Annotated in this window: 16 protein-coding genes and 1 pseudogene; 10 read left to right on the forward strand and 7 right to left on the reverse strand. The window is 73.3% G+C overall.

Translation table 11 applies throughout. From position 1 onward, the window contains the following. Together C3489_RS01285 and C3489_RS01290 are read left to right on the forward strand one after the other, a co-directional pair. A partial coding sequence (locus tag C3489_RS01285; protein WP_181139452.1) for a PQQ-binding-like beta-propeller repeat protein occupies positions 1-1276 on the forward strand: 1276 nt, incomplete at its 5' end. Between the two features lie 253 nt (positions 1277-1529). After that, entirely contained in the window at positions 1530-2120 is a 591-nt protein-coding gene (locus tag C3489_RS01290; RefSeq protein WP_103778907.1) for a hypothetical protein, read from the forward strand. Between the two features lie 6 nt (positions 2121-2126). Here the strand turns inward: C3489_RS01290 and C3489_RS01295 are convergent, their stop codons facing one another. The 3 genes from C3489_RS01295 to C3489_RS01305 are packed head-to-tail and all read right to left on the reverse strand — an operon-like array spanning position 2127 to position 4469. Then, positions 2127-2894 carry an enoyl-CoA hydratase/isomerase family protein gene (locus C3489_RS01295; RefSeq protein ID WP_103778909.1) on the reverse strand — a complete coding sequence of 256 codons (768 nt, stop codon included), beginning with the start codon at positions 2892-2894 and terminating at the stop codon, positions 2127-2129. After that, positions 2891-3301, reverse strand: a complete 411-nt coding sequence (locus C3489_RS01300) for a Zn-ribbon domain-containing OB-fold protein (RefSeq protein ID WP_103778911.1) — start codon at positions 3299-3301, stop codon at positions 2891-2893. Before C3489_RS01300 ends, C3489_RS01295 begins: the two co-directional genes overlap by 4 nt. Before the next feature lie 10 nt (positions 3302-3311). Further along, positions 3312-4469: a lipid-transfer protein gene (locus C3489_RS01305; protein WP_103778913.1), complete on the reverse strand. Its 1158-nt coding sequence runs from the start codon at positions 4467-4469 to the stop codon at positions 3312-3314. Between the two features lie 78 nt (positions 4470-4547). Between C3489_RS01305 and C3489_RS01310 the strand changes: the two are divergent. Beyond that, a pseudogene (locus C3489_RS01310) lies at positions 4548-6151 on the forward strand (FadD3 family acyl-CoA ligase). Between the two features lie 73 nt (positions 6152-6224). After that, a complete protein-coding gene (locus C3489_RS01315) occupies positions 6225-6671 on the forward strand; it encodes a hypothetical protein (protein WP_103778915.1) in 447 nt (148 codons plus the stop codon). Positions 6672-6735: 64 nt separating this feature from the next. Here the strand turns inward: C3489_RS01315 and C3489_RS01320 are convergent, their stop codons facing one another. Both C3489_RS01320 and C3489_RS01325 read right to left on the reverse strand, forming a co-directional pair. Then, positions 6736-6915, reverse strand: a complete 180-nt coding sequence (locus C3489_RS01320; RefSeq protein ID WP_103778917.1) for a hypothetical protein — start codon at positions 6913-6915, stop codon at positions 6736-6738. A 206-nt stretch (positions 6916-7121) separates the two neighbouring features. Beyond that, positions 7122-10070: a BTAD domain-containing putative transcriptional regulator gene (locus tag C3489_RS01325; protein WP_103778919.1), complete on the reverse strand. Its 2949-nt coding sequence runs from the start codon at positions 10068-10070 to the stop codon at positions 7122-7124. 189 nt (positions 10071-10259) lie between these two features. Between C3489_RS01325 and C3489_RS01330 the strand changes: the two genes are divergently transcribed. The 6 genes from C3489_RS01330 (at position 10260) to C3489_RS01355 (ending at position 17725) form a co-directional block, all read left to right on the forward strand. After that, positions 10260-11492, forward strand: a complete 1233-nt coding sequence (locus tag C3489_RS01330; RefSeq protein ID WP_181139453.1) for an amidohydrolase family protein — start codon at positions 10260-10262, stop codon at positions 11490-11492. Beyond that, positions 11492-12406, forward strand: coding sequence for an LLM class F420-dependent oxidoreductase (locus tag C3489_RS01335; protein WP_103779325.1), 915 nt, complete (start codon positions 11492-11494; stop codon positions 12404-12406). Before C3489_RS01330 ends, C3489_RS01335 begins: the two co-directional genes overlap by 1 nt. A 23-nt stretch (positions 12407-12429) precedes the next feature. After that, on the forward strand, positions 12430-13200 hold the full coding sequence (locus C3489_RS01340) for an SDR family NAD(P)-dependent oxidoreductase (RefSeq protein ID WP_103778923.1): 771 nt from the start codon (positions 12430-12432) through the stop codon (positions 13198-13200). 112 nt (positions 13201-13312) lie between these two features. Next, the gene (locus tag C3489_RS01345; RefSeq protein ID WP_181139464.1) at positions 13313-14431 is read left to right on the forward strand and encodes an LLM class flavin-dependent oxidoreductase; all 1119 of its coding nucleotides are present in this window, start codon (positions 13313-13315) and stop codon (positions 14429-14431) included. A 94-nt stretch (positions 14432-14525) separates the two neighbouring features. Then, positions 14526-16247 carry an amidohydrolase family protein gene (locus C3489_RS01350; protein WP_103778925.1) on the forward strand — a complete coding sequence of 574 codons (1722 nt, stop codon included), beginning with the start codon at positions 14526-14528 and terminating at the stop codon, positions 16245-16247. Next, complete coding sequence (locus C3489_RS01355; protein ID WP_258054523.1) at positions 16244-17725, forward strand: aldehyde dehydrogenase family protein; 1482 nt, start codon at positions 16244-16246, stop codon at positions 17723-17725. The genes C3489_RS01350 and C3489_RS01355 overlap by 4 nt, the downstream gene beginning before the upstream one ends. A 3-nt stretch (positions 17726-17728) precedes the next feature. Here C3489_RS01355 and C3489_RS01360 read toward each other — a convergent pair whose 3' ends face one another. Further along, the gene (locus C3489_RS01360) at positions 17729-18118 is read right to left on the reverse strand and encodes a nitroreductase/quinone reductase family protein (RefSeq protein ID WP_103778927.1); all 390 of its coding nucleotides are present in this window, start codon (positions 18116-18118) and stop codon (positions 17729-17731) included. A 14-nt stretch (positions 18119-18132) separates the two neighbouring features. After that, positions 18133-19668 (reverse strand): CehA/McbA family metallohydrolase, encoded by a 1536-nt coding sequence (locus C3489_RS01365; protein ID WP_103778929.1) that lies wholly within the window; start codon positions 19666-19668, stop codon positions 18133-18135. Positions 19669-19719: the final 51 nt, after the last annotated feature.

Here is a 19719-nt window from a genome sequence, read left to right on the forward strand (position 1 = left end):
CCCCCGGGTCGCCGACATCCGCGCCGCCGCCGTCAAGGCACCCGCGCCCGAGGCCGCCCTCGCCGCCTCCTGGGCCAAGCCGCGCCCCGGCGTGGGCGGCGCCGACCCGGGCGTACCCCATCCGCCGCCGGCGCCCCCGGAGCAGCAGGGCTGGCGCCCGTGGCGTTTCCGCATGTCCAACGACGTCTGGGGCACCCCGGCCGTCGCCGACGACCTGGTCTACGTCACCTCCTTCGAGGTGCACGCCCTGGACGTGGCCACCGGCCGGCGCCGCTTCAAGACCCGGGACGTCGCCTGGTCCATGGGGGTCGCGGACGGCCGTATCCACGCCTCCGACGGCCCCACCCTCTTCGCCCTCGACGCCCGCTCGGGCACCGACCTGTGGCGGCTGCAGACCGACGCCTGGGTGTACTCCCTCAAGGCCGAGCGCGGCACCATCGTCACCGGCACGCGCGGCGGCGGCGTCCAGGGCTGGGAGGCGTCCAACGGGCAGAAGCTGTGGGAGATCACCGGCTGCCAGACCGACTTCGAGTCCCCCGAGGCCGGCCCCGCCCTGCACGACGGCACCGTCTACCTCTGGAAGGACGCCCGGCTGCGCGCCCTGGACGCCCGCACCGGCGACGAGCGCTGGTCGTACCCCATCGGCGACGCGGCCTCCTGCGGCGGCGTCCCCGTCCGCCTCACCCAGGCCCCCGACGGCTACGTCTACGTCAGTGCCGGCACCCGCGTGCTGGCCCTGGACGTGGCGAGCGGCGCGGTGCGCTGGCACTTCGAGGCGCCCGCGGTGTTCCTCTCCCCGCCCGCCTTCGTGCCCGGTCCGGCGGTGACCGGCGGCGGGGTGTATCTGGCCGACTACCTCGGCACGGTGTACGCCCTGGACGCCACCGACGGCCGCGACCGCTGGCGCATCGCCACCGAGTCCCGCGCCTCCATCGAGCCGGTCCTGGTCGTCGCCGGGCACGTGCACGTCGGCAGCGGCAAGGGCCTGTACACGCTGGACGCGGTGACCGGCACGCCCAAGTGGCGCTTCCAGGCGGGCGGCGACATCGTGGGGGCGCCCGCGGTGGCCGAGGGCCGTATCCACTTCGGCTCCACGGATCACCTGCTGTACACGCTGAAGGCCGACGACGGCCGGCTGCGCTGGAAGCTCGCCACCGGCGGGGAGATCACCGGCTCGCCCCTGGTGCGCGACGGGGTGGTGTACGCCTGCAGCAAGGACCGCTGCGTGTACGCGCTGGACGCGGAGAAGGGAACGGGAACGGCGCGCACGGCGTGAGACGGGCCCGGCTCTCTGGGCCCGGTGGCGCGCACGGACTGGGACGGGCCCCGGGCACGGTGGCGCGCACCGCGCGCGCCCGGCCGGGTGTCCGGGGACGGCCGTCGTCGGCGCACGGAAGGGGTTCCGGACGGCGGCCGTCGCATCGGGGAGCGGCCCTGTTCACCGCTCTCACCGCAGACGCTACGCCGGGTACGCGACGGTCGCCACGCGGTGACATGGCCGTGACAGAAGCCCGGTTAGGGTGGCGGCCATGCAGCAACGGGGACGAGGCACGGCACGAGGCATCAGGCTCACGGCGGTCTGCACACTGGTGGTCCTGTCACTGACCGGCTTCTCGACGAGCCGGGGTCACGGCCACCACGGCAGCGGGAGCGGCGGTGGGTGCAGCAGCTCCCACCAGGACCACGACACGTCGTCCGGATCCTCGGGCGGCGGCGCCTACAAGGACGACGACGACTCCTACGGCAGCGGCGGCTCGGGCTCGTACGGGAACTCCCACCACGACTACGACGACGACAACGACACCACCGGCGGCAGCAGCGGCAGCTCCGGCGCGACCGCGACCGAGTCCCTCCAGGACGCGACCGCGCGGCTGGTGAGCTGCGCGACGAAGAAGACGCCGTACGCGACCGTCGAGGTCACCAACCCCAACGCCACCGAGGGCTTCTTCGCGGTCACCATCCACTTCCGGGACGCCAAGGGCGAAGCGGTCCGCACCCAGCTCGACGAGGTCGACGTCCCCGCGAACGGCACCGTGACGGTCCGCGAGTACGTCGGTGCCGACGAGGCCGCCCGGGTCGACCACTGCGACCTGGAGGACGCGGCACCCTCCGTGCGCTGAGCCCGCTCACCGCACCCGGAACCCGCCCCGCCCCCGCCGGGCGAACAACTCCGCCTGCCGCTCGGCGGGCAGATTGCCCAGGGCGACGAGGTGCGGCGCCTGCGCGAACCCCTGCGCCCGCACCGCCTCCCGCCCCGCCCACAGCGCCCGCACGGTGCCCTGCACGGCGGCGGGCGGGTACCCGGCGAGCACCCGGGCGCAGGCGAGCGCGGCGTCCAGCGCCCCGCCCTCCTCGGTGAGTTCGCTGACCAGCCCGATCTCGTGGGCCCGCCGCGCGGAGAGCCGCTCGGCGGTGCCCATGAGCATCATCCGCGCGGCCTCCCCGAACGGCATCCGCGCCGCCATCAGCACCGACTCGTAGGCGCTGACCATGCCGTAGGAGGTGTGCGGGTCGAAGAAACAGGCCCCCTCGCCCGCGACGAGGAACTCGCACTCGCCGAGCAGATAGAAGGCGCCCCCGCAGGCCATCCCCTCCACGGCGGCGATCACCGGCTTCCACAGGTCGTTCGCCTTCGGCCCGACGGTCAGCAGCGGGTCGTCCTGCATGTACGGCGACGACGGCTGCTCCACGACGGCGTCCCGGTCGATCCCGGTGCAGAACGCCTGTCCGCCGCTCCCGGTGAGGACGACGGCCCGCACGGAGTCGTCGAACCGCAAGCCGGCCCAGGCGGCCCGCAGCTGCCCGGCCGTCTCCAGGTCGATGGCGTTGAGCCGCGCGGGCCGGTCCAGGACGACGACCGCGACCCCCTCCTCCTTCTCCAGCCGGACGCTCACTCCGCCACCCACTGCGGCAGCCCGCCCTCGCCGAACACGACCCGCACCCGCGCCCCGATCCGCACGCGCTCCGGCGGCACGGAGTCCAGCGCCGCCCCGGCCTCGGTGACGAGGTTGCCCACCAGCCGGATGCGCGGGGCGTCCACGAGCTCCACGACGACGACGTTGTACGGCGCCCGCGCCGCGTAGTCCGGCAGCAGCGGCGGATGGGCGACGACGTAGGACCACACCCGCCCGCGTCCGGAGGTGAGCCGCCACTCGACGGCGAACGACCGGCAGTGCGGGCAGCAGGGCCGGGGCGGGAAGCGCGGCTCGCCGCAGTCGGCGCAGGCCTGCACCCGCAGCTCGCCCTGCCGGGCGTACTCCCAGAAGGGGGCGCCGGCGCTGTCGACGACAGGGGTCAGCATGGTCGACTCCTCAGTTCCTGAGCAGCAGGGCGGAGGTGGGCACGCCTTCGCCGGCGGTGACGAGGCAGGAGGCGGCGCCGGGGACCTGGGCGGTACTGGTCCCACGCAGCTGCTTGACCCCCTCGTTGATGAGGTTGAAGCCGTGCACATAGGCCTCGGAGAGCCCGCCGCCGCCGGTGTTGAGGGGCAGCCGCCCGCCGGTCTCCAGCGCCCCGCCCTCGGTGAAGGCCCCGCCCTCGCCGCGCCCGCAGAAGCCGTACCCCTCCAGGGAGAGCGGCACCAGCGGGGTGAACGCGTCGTAGATCTGGGCGACGTCGACGTCCTGCGGGGTGAGGTCGGCGTGCTTCCACAGGTGCCGGGCGGCGCTCCAGGCGGGGCCGGTCAGCGGGTCGTCGTTCCAGTAGTTGACCATGCCGTGGTGCTGGGCGGGCAGCGCCTGCGCGGCGGCGTGCACGTAGACGGGCCGGTGCCGGCAGTCCCGGGCGCGTTCCCGGGAGACGACGACGCAGGCCAGGGCCCCGTCCGTCTCCAGGCAGTTGTCGAACAGGCACAGCGGCTCGCTGATCCACCGGGAGGTCATGTACATCTCGCGGGTCAGCGGCCGGTCGTACATGACGGCGGCGGGGTTCTGGTTGGCCCGGTTGCGGCAGGCGAGGGCGACGTTGAACAGATGGTCCCGGGTGGCGCCGTACTCGTGCATGTAGCGCCGGGCCAGCATGGCGATCTCGTCGGCGGGCCGCAGCAGCCCGAAGGGCCGGGTCCACTGGGCCGGAGTGGGCAGCTGCACCTGGGTGTTGGTCCAGGGCCGGGGCCCGCTGCCCCTCTTCCGCGACCGCCAGGCGACCCCGACGGACGCCTGCCCGCTCGCGATGGCGGCGGCGAGGTGCGCCACGGTGCCGCAGGAGCCGCCACCGCCGTAGGGCAGCCGGCTGAAGAAGGTCAGGTCCCCCAGCCCGACGGCCTTGGCCAGCTCGACCTCGTCGGTCTCCTCCATGGTGTAGGAGGCGAGCGCGTCGACCTCGCCCGGCGCGATCCCGGCGTCATCGAGCGCGGCGAGGACGGCCCGGCAGGCGAGGGTGCGTTCGTCCTCGTCGAGCCGCTTGGCGAAGGCGGTCTGCCCGATGCCGACGATGGCGGTGGCGTCCTTGATGCCGGCGGATATGCCCATGCTGCACCCCCAGTCTCCTGACAGGCCGTCAGGTTACAGCTAATCTGACGGACAGTCAGCTATCTGGAGGGGGACGCGATGACCGACTGGAAGACCATCCCCGAGCTGCTCCGCTCCTCCTGCGAGCGGTACGCGGACGCCGAGGCCGTGGTGGACGGCCGCACCAGGATCACCTACGCCGAACTGGGCGCCCGGGTGGAGCGGGCGGCGGCGGGCTGTGCGGCGAGCGGGGTGGAGCCGGGCGACCGGGTGGCGGTCTGGGCCCCCAATTCCCCGGACTGGATCGTGGCGGCGCTCGGCGCGGTGACGGCGGGCGCGGTGCTGGTCCCGCTGAACACCCGCTTCAAGGGCAGGGAGGCGGCGGACGTGCTGCGCCGCAGCGGGGCGAGGCTGCTGTTCGTGACGGGCACGTTCCTGGGCACCTCCTACGTCGCGGCCCTGCGCGGGGCGGCCGGGCGGGGGCCGGGGCGGGGTCCCCTGGCCGGGCTGCCCGACCTGGAACAGGTGGTGGTGCTCGCGGACGACGCCCCGCCGGACTTCCGGACATGGCAGGAGTTCCTGTCGGCGGGTGAGGGGACCGGGGAGCTGCGCACTTCCGGCCCGACGGGCGACTTCGCCTCGGACATCATCTACACCTCGGGCACCACGGGAGCCCCGAAAGGCGTCCCGATCACCCACACCCAGACCCTGCGCGCGTACGACGTCTGGGCCGACCTGGCGGGCCTGCGGGCCGGCGACCGCTACCTGGTCGTGAACCCCTTCTTCCACACCTTCGGCTACAAGGCCGGGGTGCTGGCCTGTCTGATGCGCGGGGCGACGGTGATCCCGCAGCCGGTGTTCGACGCGGAGACGGCGCTGGCGAACATGGCGCGGGAACGGGTGACGGTGCTCCCGGGTCCCCGACCCTGCTGCAGTCCCTCCTGGACCACCCGTCGCGCAAGTCCTACGACCTCGGAAGCCTGCGCCTGGTGGTCACCGGCGCGGCGGTGGTCCCGCTGGACCTGGTGCGGCGCCTGCGGGACGAACTCGGCGTGGAGACGGTGCTGACGGCGTACGGCCTCTCGGAGGCGTCCGGCGTGGTGACGATGTGCCGCCGCGGAGACTCCCCGGAGGTGATCGCCGCCACCTCGGGCCGCCCGATCCCGGGCGTGGAGGTGAGGACGGTGGACGGCGCGGGCCGCGAGGTGGGTCCGGGCGAGGCGGGCGAGATCCTGGTCCGTGGCTTCAACGTGATGCACGGCTACCACGAGGACGCGGCGGCGACGGCGGAGGTCCTGGAGCCGGACGGCTGGCTGCACACGGGCGACGTCGGAGTCCTGGACGAGGCGGGCAACCTGCGCGTCACGGACCGCCTGAAGGACATGTTCGTCGTCGGCGGCTTCAACGCCTACCCGGCGGAGATAGAGCACCTCCTGCTGCGCCACCCTAACGTGAGGGAAGTGGCGGTGATCGGAGTCCCGGACCCCCGCCTGGGCGAGGTCGCCAGGGCGTACGTGGTCCCCCGCGAGGGCGCCGCGCTGACGGAACGGGACCTGATCGCGTGGGCACGACGGGAGATGGCGAACTACAAGGTGCCGAGAAGCGTGGAGTTCGTGGCCACCTTGCCGAGGAACGCGAGCGGGAAGGTGGTGAAGGGGGACCTGCGACTCGGACGGAGCACTTCCGCTCGCCGGTGTCACTGAGCCCCACGACGCTGTGTGTGACGCAGCAGTTCCGCGTCACACATCCCCCACCCCGCACCGCGGAAGGAACGTCATGCAGCTCATACGTACCGCCCTGGCGGCCTCGCTTCTCGCCCTCACCCCTGTCGTCGGCCTCGCCGGCCCGGCCGCGGCCCAGCAGGCGGTCCCGCCGCAGATCGACTTCAACCTCGACTCGACGGCGACTCTCCAGGCGGACGGTACCTTGCGTGTGACGGGGACCGTGGTCTGCTCCACCAACAGCGACATCGCGTCCGCGTCCGTGGGCGTGACCCAGAGCCGGCGGGGCCTGGTGACGTCCGGCGGCGCCGGCCAGAGCTTCACCTGCAACGGAACCGTTCAGCAGCTCGCCTTCAACGTCGCGCCCAGCCAGGGCCCTGCCTGGTCCACCGGCAGGGCCTACGCGAATGGCGGCGCCTTCGCCTGTGTGACGGACCCCATGACCAACCAGTTCGAGTGCTCGCAGGACTCCGCCGCCACGCTGCTCCGCGTCCGCCGCTGACGCCCGCCGGCCGCGGCGGCTCCCCCTCGGCGCCGCCGCGGCCGGTCCCCCCCGGTATGAAGGCTTACTTCGTCGGCTTGAACGGCTCCGACGTGGCGTGCATGTCCTTCGTGGTGAAGGGCTCGCTCGTGGCGTGCATGTCCTGGGTGGTCACCTCTCCGTCGGTCGAGGTGGCCGCGGCCGTGGTGTCCGTCGTGCCCGTGGCGTGCATGTCCTGCGGCTTGACGACCGGCTCGTCGCTCATGGTGGCTCCCTTGGTGTGGTGGACGTTGGGTCGGCAAGGCCCGTCCGGTCACTCCCCCGAGGGTGGCCGGACGGGCCTCTTGGGCCGTTCACACTAGTTCGTGAGTGCGAGGGCCTTCGCAGCGACCCGTCTGCCCCCCGACGCGACGGATCGACTACGCCGAGCATGGCGTGGAGCGATAAACGAACGATGAACGTCCCGCGGCCTCAAGCGGCTTGAGCGGTGTTCAAGAGATCGCGCACGGAGGCGGCCTCGGGCGATCCGAGCTCCTCGTAGATGCGCAGGGACTCCCGCCAGCACGCCTGCGCCCGGCCGGTCTGCCCGATACCCGTGAGCGCGTGGCCCAGCACCGTGAGGACGTTCCCGCGCCGCCACTCACCGCCGATCCCGCGCAGCACGGTCAGGGCCAGCTCGGCGGTGGTGGCCGCCTGGGCGGAGCGGTCGGCGGCGAGATCCACCTCCGCCAGACGGAACAGGGTCATGCCCTCCCACAGGCGCTGGCGGCTCTCCCGGAAGACGTCCAGTGCCTCCGTGAGCCGCGCCGTGGCCGCGTCGAGCCGTCCGGTCCTGGTGAGCGCCATGCCCAGTGCGTAGCGGCCGTTCGCGCCTCGCATCGAGTTGCCCATGGCGTCGTAGATCTCCATGCCCTGCTGCGCCAGCGCCACCGCGCTCTGCGTCCGCCCGGTCGCCAGGTGGATGCGGGACAGATTGCACAGCGCGCTGGCCTCGCCCGGTCGATCGCCCAGGGTCCGGAAGTGCTGGATGGCCTGGGAGAGGTGTTCCTCGCCGTCCGCGTTGCGGTTCTGGTAGAGCGCGATGATGCCGCGGGCGTTTTGCGCCCAGCAGACCGGCAGGAGGTCGTCCGCCGCCTGGGCGAGGCGGATCACCTGTGCCGCCTCCTCGTCGGCCTCGCCGAAGCGGCCGCCGTCGACGTGCGCGTGGGCGAGCGTCATCAGCGCCCGGGCCTCCACCCGCGCCACACCGACTTCGCGGGCCGCTGACAGGAGCGCCTGAGCGGTGGTCTCGTACTCCCGCGAGTTGGCCCCCGATTCGGACAGGTCGAGTGCGGCCCAGAGCAGGTCGATCGCCCGGCCGAGCGTGGCGGGACTGGCAGCGGACAGGCGGGCCGTGGCCAGCAGGCAGTTCGCCTCCGCGTACAGCCAGTCGCGGGCGGCGGTCGGGTCCGTGAACGCCAGGCCCGGGTACTCCGTCCGTTCCAGGTGGTCCACCAGGCGGTCGCCCGGGCGTTCCGTCGCGTACACCCCCGCTGCCGTGGCCAGGTAGAAGTCCAGCAGGCGGGACAGGGCCGCCTCCCGTTCCCGCGGGGGCCACTCGTCCCGTTCCGCGCAGGCACGCGCGTAGAGGCGGACCAGGTCGTGGAAGCGGTAGCGGCCGGGCGCCGCCGATTCCAGCAGGGACGTGTCGACCAGGGATTCCAGGAGGTCTTCCGTCTCCTCCAGCGGCAGGTCCAGGACCGCCGCCGCCGCGGGCAGCGAGATGTCGGGGCCGTCCGCCAGGCCCAGCAGGCGGAAGGCGCGGGCCTGGGCGGGCTCCAGCTGGCCGTAGCCGAGTTCGAAGGTGGCCTTGACCGCCAGGTCGCCGGCCTGGAGCTCGTCCAGGCGGCGGCGTTCGTCGGCGAGCTTGGCCGCGAGCACCGAGACCGTCCAGGTGCGGCGGGCCGCCAGGCGGGACGCCGCGATGCGGATCGCCAGCGGGAGGAAGCCGCAGGCCGCGACCACGTCCAGCGCCGCCTCGCGCTCCGAGACGACCCGCTCCTCGCCGACGATCCGGGTGAACAGCGCCAGCGCCTCGTCCGGCGACATCACGTCGAGGTCGACCAGATGCGCCCCGGCCAGGTCCAGCATGCGCACCCGGGACGTGACCAGCGCCGCGCAGCCCTCCGTGCCGGGCAGCAGGGGCCGGACCTGGGCCGCGTCGCGGGCGTTGTCCAGCAGGACCAGCACCCGGCGGCCGTCGAGGACCGAGCGGTACAGCGCGGCCCGTTCCTCCAGGGAGTCCGGGATCGCCGAGTCCGCCGTTCCCAGGGCGCGCAGGAACGAACCCAGTACCGTCTCCGGCTCCGCCGCCTGCGGGCCCGCGCCCTGCAGGTCGACGTACAGCTGGCCGTCGGGGAAGGCGGCGCGGGCCTGGTGGGCGACGTGCACCGCGAGTGTCGTCTTGCCGACGCCGCCGATGCCGGCCAGGGCCGATACGGCCATCACCCGGCCCTCGGCGGAGGCCAGGATCTCGCCCAGTTCCCGCACGAACCCCGCGCGGCCGGTGAAGTCGGGGACGGTGGCGGGCAGCTGCGCCGGGCGGGGGCGGGCCACGACCGGCTCGGGCTGGGGGGCGGACGGCTTCGCCAGCGCCGGGTCGGCGCGCAGGATGCGCTGCTGCAGCTCGCGCAGGTCCGGACGCGGGTCCACGCCGAGTTCGTCGGCGAGCAGGCGGCGGGTGTCGGCGTACACCGCGAGGGCCTCCGCCTGGCGGCCGCTGCGGTACAGCGCGAGCATCAGCAGTTCGCGCAGGCGTTCGCGCAGCGGGTGGGCGGCGGTCAGGGCCGTGAGCTCCGAGACCGCCTCCGCGTGGCAGCCCTGCTCCAGGTCCATGTCCAGGCGGGACTCCAGCAGCTGCAGCCGCCACTCCTCCAGACGGACCCGCTGGGTCTCCGCGTACGGGCCCGGTACGCCCGCCAGCGCCTCCCCGTCCCACAGGGCCAGCGCCCGGCGCAGCACCTCACGGGCGTGGCACAGGTCGCCCGCCGCGCGGGCCTTGTCCGCCTCGGCAGCCAGGTCCTGCGCGTCGGTCAGGTCGAGCGAGCGCGCGCCGCGGATCGCGTAGCCGCCGGACTCGCTGACCAGGACGCCCGCGTCCAGCACCTTGCGCAGCCGGGAGGCATAGGTGCGCAGGGCGGCCAGCGCCTGCGAGGGGGGCTCCTCGCCCCACAGGGCGTCGATCAGCTCGGCGGCGGTGGCGGTACGGCCCTCGCGCAGCAGCAGCGCGGCGAGCAGGGCGCGCTGCTGCGGGGAGCCGGTCGCCAGCGGGTCCTCGCCGCGCCAGGCCCGCACCGGGCCGAGCAGGCCGAAGCGCAGGCCCGCCGACTCCGCCGCGGAGTCAGGGCGCCTCTGCTCCGGCACCCGCGGAACACCGTCCATCGCCGTCCCCCCTGGAGATCCCGAGCAACCCCGTCAGTTTGCCTTGTTCATGGCGGATGCGTCAGCCGTGCGAGACGCCGATCACAGGCGGGCGCACAGGGCGTCACAGGACCCACACACCACCACCCCGGGAAAAGCGGGCCGACCAGTCAGCTGACGGACCGTCAGATCGGCGCTACCGTGGCGGACATGGCGACCGAGACCGCGTTTCCGCTGATCATCTCCGTCGACGACCACACCGTCGAACCTCCCGACGTCTGGCAGAGCCGGCTGCCGCGCAGGTACCGCGACACCGGGCCCCGCATCGTGCGCGCACCGCTGAAGGAGATCACCTTCCTCGGCGGCCACTTCAAGCCCGTCATGGGCACCCCCGGCGACGACGGCCCCCTCGGCGACTGGTGGGTCTACGAGGACCTGCGCCGCCCCCTCACCCGCCTGGACACCGCCGTCGGCTGTGACCGCGAGGAGATCAGGCTGGAGGTCATCACCTATGAGCAGATGCGCCCGGGCTCGTACGACGTGACCGCGCGCCTGGCCGACATGGACGTCAACCACGTCCAGTCCGCCGTCTGCTTCCCGACCTTCCCGCGCTTTTGCGGCCAGACCTTCACCGAGGCCCGGGACCACGAGCTGGGCCTGCTGTGCGTGCGCGCCTACAACGACTGGATGGTGGAGGAGTGGTGCGGCCCCCAGGCCCACGGGCGGCTCATACCCCTCACCCTCATCCCCCTGTGGGACGCCGAGCTGGCCGCCGCCGAGGTCCGGCGCAACGCCGCACGCGGGGTGCGTGCCGTCGCCTTCTCGGAGATCCCCCCGCACCTGGGGCTGCCCTCGGTGCACTCCGACGACTGGGACCCCTTCCTCGCCGCCTGCGACGAGACCGGCACGGTCATCGCCATGCACATCGGCTCCAGCAGCCGGATGCCGTCCACATCGAAGGACGCGCCGCCCGCCGTCGGCTCCACCATCACCTTCGCCAACTGCTGCTTCTCGATGGTCGACTGGCTGATGAGCGGCAAGTTCGAACGGTTCCCGAACCTCAAGGTGATGTACGCCGAGGGACAGATCGGGTGGATCCCGTACATCCTGGAGCGCGCCGACACCGTCTGGGAGGAGAACCGCGGCTGGGGCGGCGTCGCCGACAAGGTGCGCCGGCCGCCCTCGGAGCTGTTCGCCGAGCACGTCCACGGCTGCTTCTTCGACGACGCCTTCGGGCTGCGGAACCTGGACGCCATCGGCCTGGACAACGTCCTGTACGAGACCGACTACCCGCACTCCGACTCCACCTGGCCCAAGTCCCGCGAGATCGGCGAGGCCCAGATGGGCCACCTGCCCCCGCCGGTCGTCGAGCGCATCGTCCGCGGCAACGCCATCGACCTGCTCGGTCTCACCCCCGACGGGCTGTGGGCCGGGTCCGCGTGATGGAGTACGGCATCCAGCTCCCCGTCCAGTCCCAGAGCACGCTCTACGCCGAGCCCTGGGAGACGGCCGCCGGCCCGCAGGACCTGGTCGCGGTCGCCCGCGCCGCCGAGGACGCCGGTTTCGCCTATGTCGCCGCCTGCGACCACGTGGCGATCCCGCGCCGCCTGGCCGCCGCGATGAGCACGGTCTGGTACGACCCCGTCGCCACCCTCGCCCATCTCGCCGCCGTCACCCGCCGGGTCCGGCTGCTCAGCCACGTCGCCGTCGTGGGGCTGCGGCATCCGCTCGTCACGGCCAAGCAGTACGCCACCTTGGACCACCTCTCCGGTGGCCGGCTGATCCTCGGGGTGGGCGCCGGCCACGTGCGGGAGGAGTTCGAGGTGCTCGGCGTGGACTTCGAGCGGCGCGGTGCCCTGCTGGACGAGACCGTCGACGCGCTGCGGGCCGCCCTCGGCCCGGAGGAGTTCCCCGCGCACCACGGGAAGTTCCACGACTTCGACGGGCTGGGCCAGCGGCCCCGGCCCGCCCAGCCGCACGTCCCCCTCTGGGTCGGCGGCTCCTCGCCCGCCGCGCTGCGCCGGGCCGCGCTCAAGGGCGACGGCTGGCTGCCGCAGGGCGACCCGCGCGAGCGGCTGCCGTCAGGGATCGAACGGATACGGCGGCTGCGGGAGCAGGCGGGTGCCGCGGGCCCCTTCACCGTCGGCGCCCTCACCGAGCCCCTCTACATCGGCCGCCCGTCCTGGCACGTCGGCCGCCGCACCCTCACCGGTGCCCCCGAGGCCCTCGCCGAGTCCCTGCGCGCCTACCGCGCGATGGGCGTGGGCCAGATCCAGGTCCGCTTCCGCAGCCGCGATCGCGGCGAACTCCTCGACCAGATGGCCGCGTTCGGCGCCGAGGTGGCGCCGCACCTGTGAGCCGTACCGCTAAGGAGACCGACATGGGCAAGCTGGACGGCCGCGTCGTGATCGTCACCGGCGCCGCACGCGGCCAGGGAGAGCAGGAGGCCCGGCTGTTCACCGAGGAGGGCGCCCGGGTCGTCGTCGCCGACGTCCTCGACGAACAGGGGCGTGCCCTCGCCGAGGAACTGGACGCGCTCTACGTCCACCTCGACGTCGGCGCGGAGGCCGACTGGCGTGCCGCGCTGGAGCGGACCCGCACGGCGTACGGCCGGGTCGACGGGCTCGTCAACAACGCCGGCGTGCTGCGCTTCAACGCCCTGGTGGACACGCCGCTGCAGGAGTTCATGGACGTGGTGCGGGTCAACCAGGCGGGCTGCTTCCTCGGCATCCGGACGATCGCGCCCGCCCTGCCCGACGGCGGCACCATCGTCAACACAGCCTCCTACACGGCCCTGACCGGCATGGCGGCCGTCGGGACGTACGCCGCGACCAAGCACGCGATCCTCGGGCTCACCCGGGTCGCCGCGCTGGAGCTGGCGCCGCGCCGGATACGCGTCAACGCCGTCTGCCCCGGCGCGATCGACACCGCGATGTCCAACCCGGCCCGGCTGGACCCGGACGCCGATCCCGAGGAGATGACGCGGGCGCTGGACGAGCTGTACCGCAAGCTGGTGCCGCTCGGCAGGGTGGGCCGGCCGGAGGAGGTGGCGCGGCTCGCGCTGTTCCTGACCTCGGACGACTCGTCGTACATCACCGGCCAGCCGTTCGTGATCGACGGCGGCTGGCTCGCGGGGGTGTCGGTCGTCTGACGCCGCATCTGATGGACCGTCAGCTATTGACGGTCCGCGCGGCCGGTGCCACAGTCGGCCACACGGTCAGAGCTGACGATGCGTCAGAAAACGAGCAGGGGTGGTGGACCTCGTGGAATTCGGGCTGTTCGTGCAGGGGTACGTGGGCAAGCGCGCCGAGACCGACCCGCTCGCCGAGCACAAGGCGCTGATGGAGGAGACCGAGTACGTCATCGAGGCGGACCGGTCCGGCTTCAAGTACGCCTGGGCCTCCGAGCACCACTTCCTTGAGGAGTACTCCCACCTCTCCGCCAACGACGTCTTCCTCGGCTACCTCGCCCACGCCACCGAGCGCATCCATCTGGGCTCGGGCATCTTCAACCCGCTCGCCCCGGTCAACCACCCGGTCAAGGTCGCCGAGAAGGTCGCCATGCTCGACCACCTCAGCGAGGGCCGCTTCGAGTTCGGCAGCGGGCGCGGGGCCGGGTCGCACGAGATCCTCGGGTTCATACCGGGCGTGACCGACATGAACCACACCAAGGAGATCTGGGAGGAGACGATCGCCGAGTTCCCCAAGATGTGGCTGCAGGACGAGTACGTGGGCTTCCAGGGCAAGCACTGGCAGCTGCCGCCGAGGAAGGTCCTGCCCAAGCCGTACGGCAAGTCCCACCCGGCGATGTGGTACGCGGCCGGCTCGCCGCCGTCGTACGCGATGGCCGCGAAGAAGGGGCTCGGAGTGCTCGGCTTCAGCATCCAGAAGGTGTCCGACATGGAGTGGGTGCTGGAGCAGTACAAGACGGCGATCGTGGACGCGGAGCCCGTGGGGGACTTCGTCAACGACAACGTGATGGTGACGACGACCGCGATCTGCGCGCCCACGCACGCGGAGGCGATCGAGATCGCGGTGAACGGCGGGCTGCACTATCTGCCCTCGCTGGTCTTCCGCTACCACGACACCTTCCCCCGGCCCGAGGGGTTCCCGGAGTGGCCGCAGACGCTGCCGGAGTACACCGCGGAGTTCGTGGAGGTGCTCATCGAGGAGGAGCTGCTGATCTGCGGCGACCCCGACGAGGTGCGGCGGCAGTGCAAGCGGTGGGAGCAGGCGGGGGCCGATCAGCTGAGCTTCGGGTTGCCGGTGGGGGTGCCGAAGGAGGAGACGTTGCAGACGATTCGGCTGATCGGGGAGCACGTGATTCCTGAGATCGACACGGATCCTGTTCATCGGACGTCCCGGTTCCGAGCTGCCTCGTGATCGCCGTTGCGGGGTGCGGGTGGGTGGTGCGTTCTCGCGCAGTTCCCCGCGCCCCTAGGTGGGTCGGTCCTCCCGGAGTCCAAGGAGTCTCCCCATGCTTGATCACGTAATCACGGGCGCCACCGTCGTCGACGGTACCGGCGGCCCCGCGTTCACCGCCGACGTCGGGATACGGGGCGGGCGGATCGCCGTCGTCGGGCGGGTCGCCGAAACCGCCCGGACCGCCGAGGACGCCTCCGGGCTCGTTCTCGCGCCCGGGTTCGTCGATCCGCACACCCACTACGACGCCCAGCTGTTCTGGGACCCGTACGCCACCCCCTCCCTCCAGCACGGTGTCACCACCGTCGCCGCCGGGAACTGCGGGTTCACCCTCGCGCCCCTCAAGCCGGGGGACGCCGACTACACCCGGCGGATGATGGCCAAGGTGGAGGGGATGTCCCTGGTCGCCCTCGAACAAGGAGCGCCCTGGAGCTGGCGGTCCTTCGGGGAGTACCTGGACGCCCTCGACGGGCGGATCGCCGTCAACGCCGGGTTCATGGTGGGGCACTGCGCGCTGCGCCGGTACGTCATGGGGCCGGCGGCCGTCGGCGGGCAGCCGAGCGAGGAGCAGCTGGGCGCGATCGTCCGTCTGGCGCACGAGGCCATGGAGGCCGGGGCCTGGGGGTTCTCCACCACCCAGTCCTCCACGCACTCCGACGGCGACGGGCAGCCCGTGGCGTCCCGGCACGCGCGGCCGAAGGAGCTGCTGGCCCTCGCGCGGGCCGTCGGGGAACACGAGGGCACCCAGATCGAGGCGATCGTCGCCGGGTGCCTGGACCGGTTCTCCGACGCGGAGATCGAGCTGCTGGCCGAGCTGAGCGCCACGGCCGGGCGGCCCCTGAACTGGAACGTGCTCACCGTCGACGCCGCAGTCCCCGACCGAGTGCCGCGCCAGCTGGAGGCGAGCGAGCGGGCCCGCAAGGCCGGTGGCCGGGTGGTGGCGCTGACCATGCCGATCCTCACCCCGATGAACATGTCCCTGGGCACCTTCTGCGCCCTCAACCTCATCCCCGGCTGGGGCCAGGTGCTCGGGCTGCCCGTGCCCGAGCGGATCCGGCGGCTGCGGGACCCGGCCGTGCGGGCCGCGCTGCTGCGGCACGCCGCCTCCGAGGAGGCCGGTGTCTTCAGGCGGCTGACGGACTTCGGGCGGTACGTCGTCGGGGACACCTACAGCGAGGCCAACCGGGGGCTGACCGGGCGGGTCGTGCGGGACATCGCCGCCGAGCGCGGGCAGGACCCGTTCACCTGCCTGGTGGAGATCTGCGCCCAGGACGAGCTGCGGACCGTGCTGTGGCCGATGCCCACCGACAACGACCCCGCGTCCTGGGCGCTGCGCGGCCGCACCTGGCAGCACGAGGACGTCCTGCTGGGCGGCTCCGACGCGGGCGCGCACCTGGACCGGATGTGCGGGGCACCGTACACGACCCGCTTCCTGGGCGACTGTCTGCGCGGCCGGAAGCTCGCCGGTCTGGAGCAGGCGGTGAAGATGCTGACCGACGATCCGGCGCGGCTGTTCGGGCTGCGGGAGCGGGGCCGGATCCGGGAGGGCTGGCATGCCGACCTCGTCCTGTTCGACCCGGAGCGGATCGACGCCGCGCCGGCCACCCTGGTGCACGACCTGCCGGGCGACAGCCCGCGGCTGGACTCCAGGGCGCTCGGGGTGCGGGCCGTGTGGGTCAACGGGGTCGAGGCGATCCGGGACGACACGGTGACCGGGGCCGTGCCGGGGCGGGTGCTGCGCTCCGGGCGGGACACCGAGACGGTGGCCACCCGGTGAGGCGGGAGCGGCTGTTCATCGGCGGCTCCTGGGTGGAGCCGGACGGCGGGCACCACCCGGTGACCGACCCGGCGACCGAGGAGACCGTGGGCTGGGCCCCGGAGGCGTCACGGGCGCAGGCCGAGGCGGCCTGCGCGGCGGCGCGGGAGGCGTTCGGGGCGTGGTCGCGCACGGCGCCCGAGGAGCGGGCGGCGGTACTGGCGCGCACGGCACGGATCATCCGGGACCGGCTCGTGCCGTACGCGGAGCTGGCGCAGGCCGAGACCGGTGCGACGACGGCCACGGCACGCGGCATGCAGGTCGCCGTGGCCGCCGCGCGGTTTCGCCGGTACGCGCGCGTGGAGCCGGTGGAGGCCGCCCTGCCGCCGCAGCTGAACGAGGCCGGGCCCGGGGGCACCTCCCACGCCCTTACGGCAGTGGGGGAGGGGCGGGCCGCCGTGATCGGCGCGCTGACCGTGCGGCAGCCCGTCGGCGTCGTCGCCTGCGTCACCTCGTACAACAACCCGTGGGCGAACCCGGCCGGGAAGGTCGCCCCGGCGCTGGCGATGGGCAACACGGTGGTCGTCAAGCCCGCCCCGCAGGACCCGCTGTCGGTGTACCGCATGGCCGAGGCCCTGGCGGAGGCCGGGGCGCCGCCGGGGGTGGTGAACGTCGTCTCCGGGCGGGACGTCGGCGTGGGCGAGGCCGTCGTCGGCTCGCCGGACGTCGACATGGTGAGCTTCACCGGGTCCACCGCCGTCGGCCGGCGCATCGCCGAGGTGTGCGGGCGGGGCATGAAACGGCAGCTGATGGAGCTGGGCGGCAAGGGCGCGGCGCTCGTCTTCGCGGACGCCGACGTGGACGCGGCCGTCGCCGGGATCGGCACCACGTTCTCCTTCTACAGCGGGCAGATCTGCACGGCCCCGACCCGGGTGCTGGCCCAGCGCCCGGTGTACGAGCGGCTGGTGGAGCGGCTGGCGGCGTACGCGAGCGCGTTGCCGGCCGGCGATCCCCGGCGGCCGGAGACGGTCGTCGGGCCGGTGATCTCGGGCGAGCACCGGGACCGGGTGGAGGCGTACGTGGAGCTGGGCCGCAAGGAGGGCGCGGTGGTCGTGGCCGGCGGTGAACGCCCGCCGTTCGAGCGCGGGTTCCATGTCGCGCCGACGCTGCTCGCCGACTGCACCAACGACATGCGCGTCGCCCGGGAGGAGATCTTCGGGCCGGTGGTCGTCGTCATCCCCTTCGACGACGAGGAGGAGGGCGTGGCCCTCGCCAACGACAGCGACTACGGGCTGATCGACTACGTGTTCAGCGGTGATGTGGCCCGCGCCTTCCGGGTGGCCCGCCGGCTGCGCGCGGGCGGGGTCGGCGTGAACACGGTCGCCCGCAACATGGAGGCGCCCTTCGGCGGGTTCAAGCAGAGCGGGGTCGGCCGGGACGTCGGCTCCTGGGCCCTGCACGCCTACAGCGAGACACAGGCGATCGTCTGGCCGGGGTGAGCGTCAGTCCAGGTCGACCCGGACCGTCAGCAGGTCGGTGCCGAACACGCGCACCCCGACGCTGTTGACGCGCGGCAGGCTGCGCAGCCGGGCGACGGGGTCGTCGTCGGGCAGGAGGTGGGCGGTGCCGGTGTACCAGCGGCCGCGCAGGCGCACCCGCACCCGGGGGTCGGCCTGGATGTTGCGCACGTACTGGGAGCGCAGGCCGAACTCCGACACCAGCCAGAACGAGTCCCCGATCCGCCGCCCGCCCACCGGCGTCTGCCGGGGCAGTCCGGAGACCCGCCCCGTCGTCTCCAGCACCGTCTGCGTGGGCAGCCGGCGCAGCAGCGGGTTGAGACGGCGCTGGAACGCCGTCGTGTACCGGTGGCGGAGTTCGGCGGGGCGGGACATACGGGCTCCGGTGGTCAGCGGTGGCCGAGGAAGACCGGGTTGGTGAAGGCGGCGAGGGCGCCGGGCAGGGGGCCCGCCGCCGTCTCGTGCCGCAGCTCGGCGCGGACGTAGGCAGCGTACGACGGGGTGGTGTGCCACTCGGCGACGCCCGCGCCCGACACCGGCAGCGGTGCGCTGGTGAACAGCACCCCCTGGTCGGTGACGAACCGCACGGTGCAGCGCGGGGCGCCGGTGACCTCCAGGCGGACGGTCACCGGTGTGTCCCGGTCGACCTCCAGCCGCTCCCCGATGCCGGCGTGCTGCCCGCGTCCGCCGCTCACGCCGAAGGACAGGGCGACCTTGGCGGACTCGGCGACGTAGGAGCGGCCGGCCCGGATGCCCTCCTGGATGGCGTCCCGGGTCAGGTCGTCGGCGAGGACGACGGTCTGCGGTGAGCCCACCGGGTCGGGGTCGCGGTGGGCGTCGCTGTTGCCCATCGCCGGGATCCAGTCGCGCCCCTCGCGCACGGAGGCGACCAGCATGGAGTCCCAGTCGGCGAGCGCCACCTCGTCGTCGGGCGTGTAGGGGCCGTTCCACACCTCGATGGCGTCCGCCTCGCCGAAGCCGAACTTCCAGTTGCAGCCGACACAGGTGGCGTGCGGATGGGCGGGGACGACGAGGCCGCCGGCCTGGCGGATGCGGCGGGCGAAGCGGCCGAAGCGGTTGTCGCGGGCCCGGTAGCGCCAGTCGACGAACGTGCCGGGGTCGGTGCCGAGGGCCACGACGTGGCCGTTGCGGGTGGTGATCTCCTCGCCGAGCATCACCAGCAGGTCGTCGCCGGCCACGTCGGCCCAGTGGGCGTGCGAGGTGTGCGTGTTGTGGTCGGAGGTGTTGATGAAGTCCAGGCCCGCGGCGCGGGCGAGGGCGCCGATCTCGGCGGGGGTGCGCCGGCCGTCGGAGTGCCAGGAGTGCAGATGGCAGTCGCCGCGGTACCAGGCCCGGCCCCGCCCCTTGGCCCGCTCCGGGGGATAACCGGGCGTCGGCGTCTCGCCGCTCTCGCCGTAGGTGAGCGTGACGGTCAGCTCGTAGGTCAGGCCCTGCGGGGCCACCGTGTACGGGCCGAGCGCGATGTGCCAGGTGCCCTCGCGGACGGGGCCGGGCACATAGCCGGGGGTGGCGTCGTCGGCGCGCAGGAAGAACTCGGTGCGGGCGCCGCCCGACCAGCCGCGGAAGCCCTTGCCGCCGAGGTCGGTGCCGCGCTCGTCGAAGATCCCGATGTCCAGGGCGTTGCCCGGGGTGCCGGCCGGGACGGACGGCTTGTCGTAGGTGTAGGAGACCCTGATCTCCCGTACGCCGGAGGGGACTTCGACCGGGACGTACACGAAGTCGGGGGCGCCGGGGGGCAGTGTGCCGCGCACGGTCCGCGTCTCCTGGCCCGGCCCGCCTCCGTCGGCCGCTGCAGCGAAGTTCACACGTCCCAACGTAAGCGCGGTGGCGGCTCCCGTCACGAACAGGGCGCGTCGGCCGATGGCGTTTCCGTCTGCTCTTGCCTCTGCTCTGTCGTCACACATGGCCGCCACTGTGCCGGGCGGGCGTGAACTCCGGTAGACCGCAAGGGAATC

This window comes from Streptomyces sp. Ru71 (assembly GCF_002920535.1).
GTDB lineage: Bacteria > Actinomycetota > Actinomycetes > Streptomycetales > Streptomycetaceae > Streptomyces.

What these genes read in the sequence shown, in the direction of transcription:
- C3489_RS01290 (WP_103778907.1), top strand. Translation starts at nt 1,530, where the DNA reads ATGCAGCAACGGGGACGAGGCACGGCACGAGGCATCAGGCTCACGGCG.
- C3489_RS01300 (WP_103778911.1), bottom strand. Translation starts at nt 3,301, where the DNA reads ATGCTGACCCCTGTCGTCGACAGCGCCGGCGCCCCCTTCTGGGAGTAC.
- C3489_RS01305 (WP_103778913.1), bottom strand. Translation starts at nt 4,469, where the DNA reads ATGGGCATATCCGCCGGCATCAAGGACGCCACCGCCATCGTCGGCATC.
- C3489_RS01315 (WP_103778915.1), top strand. Translation starts at nt 6,225, where the DNA reads ATGCAGCTCATACGTACCGCCCTGGCGGCCTCGCTTCTCGCCCTCACC.
- C3489_RS01320 (WP_103778917.1), bottom strand. Translation starts at nt 6,915, where the DNA reads ATGAGCGACGAGCCGGTCGTCAAGCCGCAGGACATGCACGCCACGGGC.
- C3489_RS01325 (WP_103778919.1), bottom strand. Translation starts at nt 10,070, where the DNA reads ATGGACGGTGTTCCGCGGGTGCCGGAGCAGAGGCGCCCTGACTCCGCG.
- C3489_RS01330 (WP_181139453.1), top strand. Translation starts at nt 10,260, where the DNA reads ATGGCGACCGAGACCGCGTTTCCGCTGATCATCTCCGTCGACGACCAC.
- C3489_RS01335 (WP_103779325.1), top strand. Translation starts at nt 11,492, where the DNA reads ATGGAGTACGGCATCCAGCTCCCCGTCCAGTCCCAGAGCACGCTCTAC.
- C3489_RS01340 (WP_103778923.1), top strand. Translation starts at nt 12,430, where the DNA reads ATGGGCAAGCTGGACGGCCGCGTCGTGATCGTCACCGGCGCCGCACGC.
- C3489_RS01350 (WP_103778925.1), top strand. Translation starts at nt 14,526, where the DNA reads ATGCTTGATCACGTAATCACGGGCGCCACCGTCGTCGACGGTACCGGC.
- C3489_RS01360 (WP_103778927.1), bottom strand. Translation starts at nt 18,118, where the DNA reads ATGTCCCGCCCCGCCGAACTCCGCCACCGGTACACGACGGCGTTCCAG.
- C3489_RS01365 (WP_103778929.1), bottom strand. Translation starts at nt 19,668, where the DNA reads ATGTGTGACGACAGAGCAGAGGCAAGAGCAGACGGAAACGCCATCGGC.